This is a genomic window from Comamonas sp. SCN 65-56, assembly GCF_001724135.1.
GTDB lineage: Bacteria > Pseudomonadota > Gammaproteobacteria > Burkholderiales > Burkholderiaceae_C > Comamonas_C.
The window spans coordinates 81,123-93,688 of sequence record NZ_MEDS01000009.1; the positions used below are offsets into that span (position 1 = coordinate 81,123).

A 12,566-nucleotide genomic window follows, 5' to 3' on the forward strand; every position below is an offset into this window, starting at 1 on the left:
CGGCACCGTTCGCCCGGACATTCAGGGCCGATCAGGCCCCTTCGTTCACCCGATCCTTCAGCGCCTTGCCAGGCGTGAACTTGGGCACCTTGCTCGCCTTGATGGTCATCGCCTCGCCCGTCGCGGGGTTGCGGCCGGCGCGCTCCGCGCGGCTCGACACGCTGAAGGCGCCGAAGCCGATCAACTGCACGGAGTCGCCGCGCGCCAGCGCCTGGGACAGGTTCTCCAGAACGGAGTCAAGCGCTCGGCTCGCATCGGTCTTGCTCAGGTCGGTGTCCGCAGCGATGGCGGCAATCAGTTCGGTCTTGTTCAAAAGAGTCCCTTTGGGTGTACTGTGATGGAGGCAGCCTGCGTGGATCACGAGGGCGAAGGTTCTCGTCGCAGCGCCTTGCTTGGCGCGCAAGCTCCAGAGCTGGGTTGCTCGTGTAACCAGGCAGTTGGCTTGCCGCGGAGAGTTTACCGACGCATCTGGCTGCAGCGGCATGATGACGATCTTTGAGTGCGGCGCGGGTTTGCCAACGGCGCATGTAGCCGGGCCAGACCATGACAGGATTTTTCTGTCCCCATTCGTCGATCAAGGTTCATGGCGTGTCTGTGCGTTGCACAGCCGGGCTCTCGGGCTGCGCCCCATGCCTCGAAGCGAGTTATGGCCATTCGGCTCCGATCCCTCACGCACTTCGGCCCCGCTGCGCTCCTGGCCTGCGCATTGCGCTTGCCGATGAAGGCATGGCTGTGTGGCTTGAGGGGCAGGCTTGCTGTTCCCTTCATGGTGCCACACCGTTCTCGCGTTCAAGTCCGGCGCGTGCGCTGCACGCTGGCGTCCTTACGGCCGTCTTCGAGACTTGAGCACTGCGCTGCGGCGTGCCGGTTTCCGGTCTCGGGCAATCCCGCCCGATCACTGGAGTCCGCCATGGCGCACGATCTGTTTTCTTCCCTCGATTCCTTCGCTTCTGCTTCCATAGCTGATACGGCCCTGATGGTCCGCGACGTGGCAGGCGACTACCGGCTGGCCGATGCCGATGAGGTATTGCTGGCGGCGCAGCGGCTGCTAGCTGGCCGGGTGCGTGGGGCCGACATGCTGAACTCGCCGGCGGTGGTGAAGGACTTCCTGCGGGCTCGGCTGTCGCATCTGCCGCATGAGGTGTTCGCGGTGGTCCATCTGGACTCGCAATTGCGGGTGGTCGACTACGTGGAGATGTTCCGTGGGACCGTGGCGCAGACGTCGGTGTATCCGCGGGAGGTGGTCAAGGACGCGCTACTGAAGAGCAGTTCGGCCGTGCTGCTGGTGCACAACCATCCATCGGGACTGGCGGATCCATCCCGGGCCGATGAGGTCCTGACGCAGACGCTCAAGGCGGCGCTGCAGTTGGTGGACGTGCGGGTGCTGGATCACCTGATCGTGGCAGGCACGACTGTGCTGTCGATGGCTGAACGCGGACTGGTTTAGCTCTGGGGCCTGCGGCCCCATGTGCCTGGGGGCTCAGCCGCCAGGCACTTCGGTTCCTTCCAGGGTCGCGTCGGTTTTCGGCGCCAGGCTCACTGACCAGTGGCCGCCTTCCTCCTGGCGCGGAATCAGCAGGTCGTAGGTCTTGACCATGTTCAGCAGGCCGGAGTGGCCATAGGTCTGCGGCGAGAAGGCGGGGTCGGTGCGTTTGAGGTACTGGCCCAGCACGCCGAGGCCCACCTTGCCTTCGGACGTGTCGCTGGCCAGCAGCGACACGGCTTCGACGAGGAAGCGCGGGCGGCGCTTGACGGCGGGCTTGGCTGCCTCGGGTTTCGGGGCCTCCGCCTTCGCGGGCTCTGCCTTCAATGTCTTTGGGGTTGTGTCTGCGATGGGTTCGGCAGGCGGCTCGGGGCGGGTCCACTCGAAGAACTGGTCGCTCGCGTTGCGCAGCGCGTCGGGCGTCTTGGCCTCGCCCACGATGCACACCGTCGCGCCGCGCTCGCGCAGTTTGCGGCACAGGTAGGCGAAGTCGGAGTCGCTGGTGACCAGGCAGAAGGTGTCGGCCCGGTGATCGAAGAGCGCTTCCAGCGCATCCAGGGCAAGCGCGATGTCTGCGGTGTTCTTTCCGGCGGCGTACTGGTACTGCAGGCACGGCGTGAAGGCCAGGCGGACCAGGGCTTCCTGCCATTTGTGGGCCAGTGTGTTCTGGTTGCCGTAGCCACGGCGCAGGACCACACGGCCGAACTGGGCGACCATGCGCAGGGCATGTTCGAGGATCTCTGGGGAGACGTTGTCGCAGTCGACCAGGACGGCGACACGGGTTTCGGTGCTGGGTGTTGGAGTGCTCATCCGGTACTTCTATGTCTTGGGATCAACGTGTCGAGACGGTAACGGACTCCGGGCGTCTCCGGCCCCTGGGAGATGGCCGGTCGCGCTGTCGTGCGCGTGGCGCATCGAGCCTCGCTGCGCGAGTCTCGCCCCTGACGGGCTTCCATCGTCCCCTCGCTCCGCTCGGCTGACGCCTCCGGCCCGGCTCCAGATCCGGGCCTGCGCGCTTCGCTTGCCGTGCGGTCGGCGTGTGGGAGGGCCGTTGCCTTGTTCAGCCGTCTTCCCTGACTCCATCACCTTGTCCGCGACTGTAGCCCGCGGCCGTGTGCCGTCAAGGCGCGCAGGGCCGTGTCCTTGGCTGCGCCTGCGGGCCGCACCCACCCTGCGCTTGTCTCCTTGACGGCCCCCGTCCACGGGCTCCCTTTCGTCGCGGGCGATGAACTCAGGAAGACGGTGGCAACGAGGCCAACCGGGTTCTTCGTGCCGACCGCACCGAACAGCCACGAGGCTGGGCTCCGAATCTTGGAATCCGGTGTGCGGTTTCTTCAACAGCCAACACAACCCGTTGGATTTTTCAGGAGAAAGACATGCTTGCATCCCGTTTCGCCAACCATTCCCCCGCACTGCGTTCCGACCATCCCCTGTCGGATGACCAGATTCGCCGCGTGGCCCCGTCCATCTTCGCGGACGCCCCGCATGAGAGCCGGTCCCCGCGGTACAGCTACATCCCCACCGCCACGGTGCTTACCGAGCTTCGCAAGGAAGGGTTCCAGCCCTTCATGGTGTGCCAGACCCGCGTGCGGCGCGAAGACCGGCGCGACTTCACCAAGCACCTGATCCGGCTTCGCCATGCGAGCCAGATCAACGGCGCGGAAGCCAATGAGGTCGTGCTGCTGAACTCGCACGACGGCACCAGCAGCTATCAGATGCTCGCGGGTCAGTTCCGTCTATGCCCAACGGGACATAGGCGGAACTATGTCCAGCGTCGAACTATGTCCAGTCATTCGACTTGCGCCTGAGCGAGCAAGTCTTGCTGGCCAATAACGCTGTACATAGCAATCCTCCTTACATAGCAATCCTCCTTGCTGGGCATGTCGCCCACAAGGAGACCATCTTGGAACCAACCATTGAAGGCGCGATGGCGCTCGTCCTACGCGCGAAGGGACCGCTCTCGCCGCACCTGCCGGCGTTCGTCACGTCATTAATTGATCATGGCTACGCCGTCGTTTGCCTGCGCGCCAAGGCCTGGCGCGCGACTGAGTTCGATACCTGGCTGGACGATCAAGGCGTTGTGCTTGCCGAGCTTCAGGATGCGCATGTCGAGGCGTTCCTGCGTCGACCGTATCAGCCTCGAAGTGACTGCCGGGACACGCCTCGTCGCCACGAGCCACCGGCCATTCGCCAGTTGCTGCGGTACCTGCGCGCGCAAGGCCTGTGCGCTGTCCCGGCGTCGGCCATCACGCCCGCCGATCAACTGGCGGCCAGCTTCGCGCAGTACCTGGGGCATGCGCGAGGGCTGGCCTCCACGACGATCGGTGGCTACCGGACCCTCGCCCGTGATTTCCTTGCACACCGCTTCGGCAGCGACGATATCGATCTTGGCGCGATCCGTGCCACCGACGTCATCGACTTCGTTCGGCGGGAGGCGCGACGCCTTCGTCCGCGCGGCCTCAAGCATGTGGTCAACGGGTTGCGGGCCTTCCTTCGCTATGCCCAGTACCGCGGCGATATCAAGGGCTCATTGATCAACGCCGTGCCAGCCGTGGCGGCATGGACAACGACGCCACCGCTGCCCCGGGCCATCTCGGCGGAACACGCGCGGCGCGTCATCGACAGCTGCGATCAGTGCACCGCCGTCGGCCGACGGGACCGTGCCGTCTTACTGCTGCTTGCGCGCCTGGGCTTGCGAGGCGGCGAGGTCCTCACCCTGTTACTGGAGGACATCGAGTGGGACACCGGTCTTCTGCGCGTGCGCGGCAAGAACGGCCACCAGTGCCTGATGCCGCTGCCAGTCGATGTCGGCGAAGCCATCGCCGCCTACCTGCGGCAAGGACGACCTGCAAGTTTGGATCGCCACGTGTTCCTGCGCACGCGCGCGCCTCATCAATGCTTGCTTCACGGCTCCGATGGCATCGGGTCCATCGTGCGCAACGCGATCGAGCGTACCGGCGTCGACACGCCTCGCAAGGGATCACACCAGTTTCGGCATGCCCTGGCGGTCGGGATGCTGCGAGACGGGGCGTCGCTACCCGAGATCGGTGAGCTCCTTCGCCACCGCAGCCAGCTGTCCACCTCGATCTATGCCAAGGTGGACCTCGCTGCGCTTCGCCCTCTGGCCCTGCCGTGGCCCGGGAGCTTGTCATGAGCGGGCTTCGAGAGGCCCTGCGCGACTATCTCGAGCTGCGCCGCAGCTTGGGCTACAAGCTGGAAGACGCTGGCCTGCAGTTGCCGCGGTTCATCGACTTCCTCGATACCCGCGGCGCGTTGCACATCACGACGGCGCTGGCGATGGAATGGGCGCAGCAACCGACCGCTGTGCAGCCGGCGGAGTGGGCGCGGCGCCTTGGTGGAGTTCGGGGATTCGCGCGCTACCGCCACGCCAGCGATCCCTTGACGGAGATCCCGCCGCTGGGTCTGCTGCCCCATCGGGCCATGCGTGCCAGACCGTACCTGTATTCGGACGAGGAAGTGCAACGGCTGCTGGCCGCCGCCTTGAAGCTACCGACGAACTGGCACCGCACCCCGCTGTACCCGTGGAAGTACCACTGCCTGATCGGCCTGCTGAGCACGACCGGCATGCGGATGTCCGAGGCGCTGGACTTGCAGGTCCCCGACGTCGATCTTGACCAGGCACTGCTGACCATCCGCAGCGCCAAGCTCGGCAAGAGCCGGTGCATCCCGCTGCATCCATCAACGAGGGATGTGCTGGCGGACTACCTGCGTCGGCGCACGGAGTTCTTTGGCGCCGCAGTCTCAGCTTACGTCTTCGTGTCCAGTCGCGGCAACCGGCTGGATCAGGCGGGCCTGCACCGAACCTTCTACGCACTGTCCCGCAGCGTCGGCCTGCGTGCGACAGGCGCGAGCCGGGGCCCTCGGCTGCATGACTTTCGGCATCGCTTTGCGGTGAAGGTGCTGACGGCCTGGTACGAGGCAGGCCAGGATGCCACCCGGCTCCTGCCCGTGTTGTCGACGTACCTGGGCCACGTCCGGGTCGAGGACACGTACTGGTACCTCAGCGCCTGGCCGGAACTGATGTCGCACGCCATGGAACGCCTGGAGCGGCGCTGGGGGGCATCGTCATGACGGCCGACACCAAGCTGGCCAGCCTGCTGCAACGCTACTTCACCCAGCGACTGATGCACCAGCGCCAAGCCAGCCCACACACCATCGCCTCCTACCGGGATACGTTCAAGATGTTGCTGCAATTCGCCAAGAAGCGGCTGCACAAAGCGCCGTCGGCGCTCGCACTGGAGGACATCGACGCGCCGCTGGTCACGGCGTTCCTCGATGAGCTGGAAGCCTTGCGCGGCGTCACAGCCCGCACGCGCAACCTGCGGCTGACGGCCGTGCATTCGTTCTTCCGCTTCGCATCCTACGAGGCTCCCACCCATGCGGCGCAGATTGCCCGGGTGCTTGCCATCCCCGCGAAGAAGTTCACCCGAGCGCTGGTTCCCTTCCTGAGCAGGCCCGAAGTCGATGCACTGCTGGCGGCGCCGGATCTGCACGCCTGGTCTGGGCGTCGCGATCACGCGCTGATGCTGGTCGCAGTGCAGACCGGTCTGCGGCTGTCGGAGTTGACGGGCATGCGCCGGGACGACGTGGTGCTGGGCGCGGGCGCGCACGTGCGTGTGATTGGCAAGGGACGCAAGGAACGATGTACGCCTCTGAGCAAGGCCTCGCGCGCGGTCATGGCGGCGTGGATGCGTGAACCGCCCAGAGCGCCTGATCAACCCGTGTTCCCGAACGCCCGCGGCGGCCCACTGAGTGCTCACGGTGTGCAATACATCGTGGCCAAGCACGTCGCCACCGCCAGCCGTGTCTGCACCTCGCTGGCGCACAAGCGGGTGAGCCCGCATGTGCTTCGGCACACGACGGCGATGGACCTGACGCACGAGGGAGTCGAACGTTCTGTGCTCGCGCTGTGGCTCGGGCACGAGTCCGTCGAGACGACACAGATTTACCTCGACGCCGATCTGGAGATGAAGTCGAAGCTGCTCGACAAACTGACGCCGCCGGATAGCAAGCCAGGTCGGTACCGTCCAGACGACGCGCTGTTGGCGTTCTTGAAGAGTCTCTAGCCGCTGCCTCCTATGTCCCGTGTTGCATGGCCGCCTTTACGAGGCGGGTCAACGTAGCACTGGACATAGTTCGATGCTGGACATAGTTCTGCCAATGGGCTGGTGTGTGGCGACACCTTCGCGGATGTGCGCGTGCCCCACAAGGGCGACGTGGCGGGCCACGTCATCGAGGGCGCCTATCAGGTGCTCGACGGCTTCGAGCGGGTGAAGGAGTCGCGCGACCTGATGCGCGGCATCACCTTGGACGATGGCGAATCCCAGGTGTTCGCCCGCGCCGCGCTGGCCCTCAAGTACGACGACCCGGACAAGCCCGCGCCCATCACGGAATCGCAAATCCTGATGCCGCGCCGCTTCGAGGATCGCCGCCCCGACCTGTGGAGCGTGTTCAACCGAACGCAGGAGAACCTGACCAAGGGCGGGCTGTCCGGGCGTAGCGCCAACGGGCGCCGTCAACAGACCCGGCCGGTGCAGGGTATCGATTCCGACATCCGCCTGAACCGCGCCCTGTGGCTGCTGGCCGATGGCATGCGCGCCCTGAAAGCCTGAATCCCGCCGACGTTTTACCCGCCGGAGGGGCGTTTCCCCTCCATCCCTTGTTTCATCTGATTGGAGATTCACCATGAACGCCTTGACCACCACCGAAGCCCACGCCGTCAACGCCACTGCCGCCAACATCGCCGCCAACGGGTTACAAGCCGCCGACCCAAGCAAGCACATGATCCTGGTGCCGCTGTCGCGGCTGGTGTCGCGCCCCACGGGCCGCAACGTGCGTAAGACCGTGCCGCGCCTGTCTCTGCCTGAACTCAGCGCATCCATCGAGCGCGTGGGCCTGCTGCAAAACCTGATCGTGATCCCTGCCGCCGATGGCGACCATTACGAGGTCGTGGCTGGTGGCCGACGCCTCGCAGCGTTGAAGCTGCTGGCGAAGAAACACCGCATCGCCAAGGATTGGCAGGTGCCTTGCCTGCGCGTGGCGGATGGCACGGCCCGCACTGCCAGCCTGACCGAGAACGTGCAGCGCGAAGCCATGCACCCCGCTGACCAGTTCGAGGCTTTCGCGGCACTCGTGGCTGAGGGCAGGCCCATCGAGGACATCGCGGCGGATTTCAGCGTCACGCCGCTGGTGGTGCAGCGCCGTCTGAAGCTGGCGAACGTCTCGCCGCGCCTGATGGCCGACTACCGGGCCGATGCCGTGACGCTGGATCAACTCATGGCGCTGGCCGTGACCGACGATCACACCCTGCAGGACGCTGCGTTTTACGATGCGCCGCAGTGGCAGCGTAGCCCTTCGGCCCTGCGCGAGCGGTTGACCGAGCGCGAGATCGACGCCCATCGGCATCCGATAGTGCGTTTCGTGGGGCTCGCCGCCTACGAGGCCGCAGGCGGCGGCGTGCGCCGCGACCTGTTCGCGGAAGGCGATGCGGGCGTGTACCTCAACGATGCGGCCTTGCTGGAACGGCTGGCGCACGACAAGCTGGCAGGCATCACCGCCGAGGTGAAGGCCGAAGGATGGGCATGGGTGGATGCCGCGCCCGCTGCCACCTATGCCGACTTGCAAGCCTTCCAACGCGCTCCGAGGGAACGGCGCACGCCGGGCAAGCGCGATGCCCTGCGCATCGAGAAGCTGCAAGCCAAGATGCAGGAGCTTGCCGAAGCCATTGACGCCGCGATGGAAGCCGACGACGAGGAAAAGGCCGAAGCCTTGCAGGAAAACGGCGAGCGCCTGGGCCAGCACTTGCAGGCATTGGAAGATGGCTTGCTGGGCTATGCCGCGAACGTGCAGGCCGCAGCCGGTGCCATCGTCACCATCGACCGCAATGGTGAGGCCGTGATTCATCGCGGGCTGCTGCGCGAAGCCGAGGCCAAGGCGCTGCGCACGCTGGAAAAGCTGCGCCAAGGTTTCGGCAGCGTGGAAGGCGAAGCCGAGAACGACGACGAAGGCGAGCGCGACGAAGCGCCCAAGGCCTCTATCTCCGACCGGCTGGCCCAACGCTTGAGCGCCCACCGCACCGCCGCGCTGCAAATCGAAGTCGCACGGCATCCGCAAGTGGCGCTGGCCGCGCTGGTGCATGGCATGGTGCAAACCGTCCTGCAGAATCGCCACTACGAGCACGATCTGCCGCTGGGTGTGCGCCTGACGGTGCAAGACCGGCTGGAAGGCATGGCCCCGGACTGGCCGGAATCGCCTGCCGCCGTGGCGCTGCGCGAACTGCAACAGGTGACAGGTGTTGCCTTGCCGGAGGACAGCGCCGAACTGTTCGCCGCGCTGCTGGCGAAGCCGCAAGACGAACTGGTCAAGCTGCTGGCCGTGTGCGTGGCTTCCACGGTGGACGTGGTGACGCCGCGTGCCACGCCGCACCAGCCCGGCAAGGATCTGGCGCAGGCCGTGGGGCTGGACATGGCCGCGTGGTGGAAGCCGACCGCCGAGAGCTACTTCAAGCACGTTTCCAAAGCCGTGATCCTGCAAGCCGTGGGCGAGTACGCGCCGGAGCACGTCACGCGGCTGGCGAAGTTGAAGAAGGTCGACATTGCCAGCGAAGCCGAACGGCTGGCCGATGGCACGGGCTGGATGCCCGCCATCTTCAAGGCCGAAGGCATGCAGGAGGATGCGCCCGAAGAAGGCCCGCAGGATGTGGAGCCGGACAACGCGCAGGAAGCCGCCACCGTGTCGTATGAACCCGCCGAGGCTTTGACCGCTTGATTTGCACCGAAGGCAAGCGCCCCGGCTTCGATCGGGCGCTTCGCTTGCATGGAGGACTGCCCACGCACCACCACACCCCACCCGCGCATGGCGGCGATCTATGCCCCCGGCACGGTACGCGCCCGCCGATGGCACGGCGAAAGTGATGTGCGCGGCTACCGCCCGCCCTCGGGCTGGTCGGCCCGCGCCGACCTCACCGACATTCACCCCATCACGGGCCGAGCCTCGCCGCGTGCCGTGTGATGGCTCATCGAGACGAACGAATAACCGCGATCTGCACCGCGCCCAAGCCGTTCCGGCCTGGGCGCGGTGAGCGCAGAGTCCGGGCGCGGCAGTGGCCGCGCCCGGTGTTGAAACCGAACAGCCAGAACATCGCGCCGCCGCCCATGCGCTGCATGGCAAGATCACCGCAGGCGGCACAATCCCGCCATGCCTGCAGAGCCGCCAATCCCAATCGACGATATTCGCGAATCCCTCGAACGCTCGGGATACCTGATGAAGTCTCGTGTTGTGCGCGCGCTCGCGGCGGCGGACTTCTTCGTGGAGCCGAACGTCACGCACAAAGACAATCATGGCAAGGCGCGGGGAATCGATCTCACAGCGGAAGCCGCTGGTGGACTGAATCGCCGTGGTGTTTGTGTCAAGACGACGTTCGTGGTCCAGACCATAAACAACGCCTATCCCATCGTTCTCCTGACGGAGCGGCCATCGACGCCCAACGCAGACTTCGAGAGCTACATCAAGTTCGGCACAAGCCCGGTTCCTTGCCCCTTCCTCGATCAGATTCACCCCTACGAGGAGAGGGCCGCGGACTGGCACAACCTGTTCTCTGAGATTTGCGCGTTGAGCAAGCTGCATGGCCAGGACAAGTTCACGGCATGTCAACCCGACGACATCTACTCGGCGCTGCTCAAGGCCAGCCAGTACACGGAAGCCGAAGTAGGCACGTTCAACGGGTGGGTCGCAGAGGAGACGGGCCGGTATTGGCGTTTGTTCTTTTGGCACCCGATGGTGGTCGTGAGCGGCCAGCTTCTTACCGCGAAGGTGACCGTAGACGGGGCGGTGCAACTGCAAGAGGTGCCACTTGCCAGACTGGAATTCAACTGGCACGACGGCGAAGATCGTAAAACGACGGTCGTGGAGGTCATTCGAGAGGATTTCCTGCTGGAACGCCTCGACTCAATACGCGTGCAGGACGACGCCATCGAGGCACGCATTCACGCGATCAAGCTGGAGCACGAACCAGAAGCCGACTGACGGGAAGGCGAAGCGCCACCAGGCCTGCTGGCCAAGGGGAAGCAGTACAGACGTCACTTCAGGCCAGCATCTGCATCTGTTTCTTTCCAGAATATAGAACGGCCTTGGCGGGTCGGCGCGATGCGCCGCCGGGCTTTGCGGGCTGCGCCCCGTGCCGCCTTTGTCGTCACGACCGTTCGGCTTCAATCCCTCCCGCCTTCGCGCCTGCGGCGCTGCGCGCTTCGCTTGCCTCCAGGGGATCGGCGCGAGGCCCATCCCCGCCGCGCGATGCTTGGCGCCCCTCGATTACCGCCGAACCGGCGGTGCCGGATCGGCCAAGCCAGTGCCCACTGCAATGGTCAAGGCGTGGCGGATACGCCGCAGTTGGCTGCGGCAGGTTGTGCAGATGCGTGTCGTCCTCGACGCTGGCGGCTCTCGTCCATCGCGTCACGAAGGATGGTTCGTGGACACAACGCCCGACCTCGCTATGGAGCTTCCACGCCGCGTCTCAACGGCGCCGCAGGGTGCGATGGGGACGTTCTCGCGTGTCGTTGGAGCGTTGGCCTGGCCCGCGTCAGGGCGCGAGCCGCTGAAGCCTTCGTGCGGGGATGTCGAGTCGGCCATGCCTCCTTTCGGAGCGGTTCGGCCCAAGGCGTCCTTGTCTCGTTGTGAATCCTGGCGGAGGCGCGGCTGCGCCTCGGGCTTAATGGCTGCAACCGTCCCGCGAAAACAATTTCCCCTGCTTTGTCACTGCGTTCGGCGCATTCCTCGCGGGCCAAATTCTTTTTGCCTCCCGGTTCTCCACTGCGTTGCGCCCGCAAACGGTGCAGCCAGCCCATCCCCCGCCGGCCGGATCACAACAAGGACGCGATGGGCGCGAACCTTGTTCAACCGAAAGGAAATTCATCATGGCAACCATCGGCACCTTCACCGCAGACAAAGACGGCTTCACCGGCACGCTCCGCACCCTGACGCTCAACGTCAAGGCCAAGCTGGTTCCCAACGACAAGGGCGGCAACGAGAACGCCCCGGACTTCCGCATCCAGGCTTCGGGCTATGACGTGGGCGCGGCATGGAGGAAGACCAGCGAGGCCGGCCGAGCCTACGTGTCCTGCACCCTCGATGATCCTTCGTTCCCGGCGACGGTCTATGCCCGGTTGATCGAGGAAGAGGACGGCACGCACACCCTGATCTGGTCGCGCAGCAAGTCCCAGGCGGCGTGACCGCCGCAGCGCCCCGTCCGTCGCGGCGGGGCGCATAGGTCGACGGCCTATGTCTCGGAGGCCGCGAGCTGGCCTTCCGTCGCGGTCATCAGCACCGCCGTGCTGCATTCGAGCGCGCCGGCGATCTTGAAGATGATCGCCAGCGTGGGCATGTGCTCGCCGCGCTCAACCTTGCCCATGTGTGAACGCTCGACGCCAGCCAGGTGCGCGAGCGATTCCTGCGCGATCCCGCGCTCCAACCGGAGCGCACGCACTGCCGCGCCGAAGGCCTGGGCCAACTCGGCGTCGAAGGTGGTGGCGCCGGCCGGTCGGCCGCGCTGGATGGGTCGCTTCTGCATGGACAGAAGCGTCAATTCGCAGCACAATTAAAACCACGTTATCTTTAAGGCTACGCTGAACAAGCCTTCGTGATTTGCCGTGCGGCACTGGATGATGCAGTTTTTCGGACGTTGTGGCCTCTTGTGCCGCCCATTTGGGCAGTTCGCGGGGCCTTGAGGCCCGATTCCCGCCCTTACGGGCGCATCTGTCCCAGCAAACGCCCTCGGGCAAGGTAGATGTTGGCCAGCGCCAAGGCCGTGAACGCGCGCGTGGCGTTCTTTTGCAGCCCGCGATAGCGCACCTTGCCAAAGCCCCACAGCCGCTTGACCACCCCGAATAGATGCTCTACGCGAGCGCGGATGCGGGACTTGTTGCGGTTCTTGGACCGCTGCGTCTGGTCGACCACCCCGCACCTGCGTGTGCGCTGGTTGGTGAAGTCTTTGGCTTGGGGCGCCTTGCCCCGGATCAGAGCCTTCTGGCTGGCGTAGGCCGAGTCGCCGTACACGCGCTGCTCGTTG

12 protein-coding genes and 2 pseudogenes are annotated in these 12,566 nt (G+C 65.5%); 10 read left to right on the forward strand and 4 right to left on the reverse strand.

Translation table 11 applies throughout. The annotated features are described in order from the left end of the window. Positions 1-31: 31 nt before the first annotated feature. Positions 32-313 (reverse strand): HU family DNA-binding protein, encoded by a 282-nt coding sequence (locus ABS45_RS07115; protein WP_291554476.1) that lies wholly within the window; start codon positions 311-313, stop codon positions 32-34. A 597-nt stretch (positions 314-910) separates the two neighbouring features. Here ABS45_RS07115 and ABS45_RS07120 point away from each other — a divergent pair. Beyond that, positions 911-1,447, forward strand: coding sequence for a JAB domain-containing protein (locus ABS45_RS07120; protein WP_291554478.1), 537 nt, complete (start codon positions 911-913; stop codon positions 1,445-1,447). Positions 1,448-1,480: 33 nt separating this feature from the next. On the opposite strand, the gene ABS45_RS07125 is transcribed toward ABS45_RS07120, so the two are convergent. Next, a complete protein-coding gene (locus ABS45_RS07125) occupies positions 1,481-2,293 on the reverse strand; it encodes an NYN domain-containing protein (protein WP_291554480.1) in 813 nt (270 codons plus the stop codon). A 566-nt stretch (positions 2,294-2,859) separates the two neighbouring features. On the opposite strand from ABS45_RS07125, the pseudogene ABS45_RS07130 reads away from it, so the two are divergent. The 9 genes and pseudogenes from ABS45_RS07130 to ABS45_RS07170 all read left to right on the forward strand — a co-directional run. After that, positions 2,860-3,219 (forward strand): annotated as a pseudogene (locus ABS45_RS07130) (DUF932 domain-containing protein); the annotation flags it as partial. Positions 3,220-3,386: 167 nt separating this feature from the next. Continuing rightward, positions 3,387-4,637 (forward strand): tyrosine-type recombinase/integrase, encoded by a 1,251-nt coding sequence (locus tag ABS45_RS07135; RefSeq protein ID WP_156358608.1) that lies wholly within the window; start codon positions 3,387-3,389, stop codon positions 4,635-4,637. Continuing rightward, positions 4,634-5,575 carry a tyrosine-type recombinase/integrase gene (locus tag ABS45_RS07140; RefSeq protein WP_055395123.1) on the forward strand — a complete coding sequence of 314 codons (942 nt, stop codon included), beginning with the start codon at positions 4,634-4,636 and terminating at the stop codon, positions 5,573-5,575. Before ABS45_RS07135 ends, ABS45_RS07140 begins: the two co-directional genes overlap by 4 nt. Continuing rightward, positions 5,572-6,570, forward strand: coding sequence for a site-specific integrase (locus ABS45_RS07145; RefSeq protein ID WP_055395126.1), 999 nt, complete (start codon positions 5,572-5,574; stop codon positions 6,568-6,570). Before ABS45_RS07140 ends, ABS45_RS07145 begins: the two co-directional genes overlap by 4 nt. Before the next feature lie 90 nt (positions 6,571-6,660). Next, positions 6,661-7,116, forward strand: a pseudogene (locus ABS45_RS07150) (DUF932 domain-containing protein); the annotation flags it as partial. Positions 7,117-7,189: 73 nt separating this feature from the next. Next, entirely contained in the window at positions 7,190-9,271 is a 2,082-nt protein-coding gene (locus ABS45_RS07155) for a ParB/Srx family N-terminal domain-containing protein (RefSeq protein ID WP_291554485.1), read from the forward strand. A 48-nt stretch (positions 9,272-9,319) separates the two neighbouring features. Continuing rightward, positions 9,320-9,514, forward strand: coding sequence for a hypothetical protein (locus ABS45_RS07160; RefSeq protein ID WP_291554486.1), 195 nt, complete (start codon positions 9,320-9,322; stop codon positions 9,512-9,514). A gap of 186 nt (positions 9,515-9,700) precedes the next feature. After that, positions 9,701-10,528 (forward strand): hypothetical protein, encoded by an 828-nt coding sequence (locus ABS45_RS07165; protein WP_291554487.1) that lies wholly within the window; start codon positions 9,701-9,703, stop codon positions 10,526-10,528. An 887-nt stretch (positions 10,529-11,415) separates the two neighbouring features. Further along, entirely contained in the window at positions 11,416-11,730 is a 315-nt protein-coding gene (locus tag ABS45_RS07170; protein ID WP_291554489.1) for a DUF736 domain-containing protein, read from the forward strand. Positions 11,731-11,777: 47 nt separating this feature from the next. Here ABS45_RS07170 and ABS45_RS07175 read toward each other — a convergent pair whose 3' ends face one another. Both ABS45_RS07175 and ABS45_RS07180 read right to left on the reverse strand, forming a co-directional pair. After that, positions 11,778-12,068 (reverse strand): helix-turn-helix transcriptional regulator, encoded by a 291-nt coding sequence (locus tag ABS45_RS07175; RefSeq protein WP_291554491.1) that lies wholly within the window; start codon positions 12,066-12,068, stop codon positions 11,778-11,780. Between the two features lie 173 nt (positions 12,069-12,241). After that, a partial coding sequence (locus ABS45_RS07180; protein ID WP_291554494.1) for a transposase occupies positions 12,242-12,566 on the reverse strand: 325 nt, incomplete at its 5' end.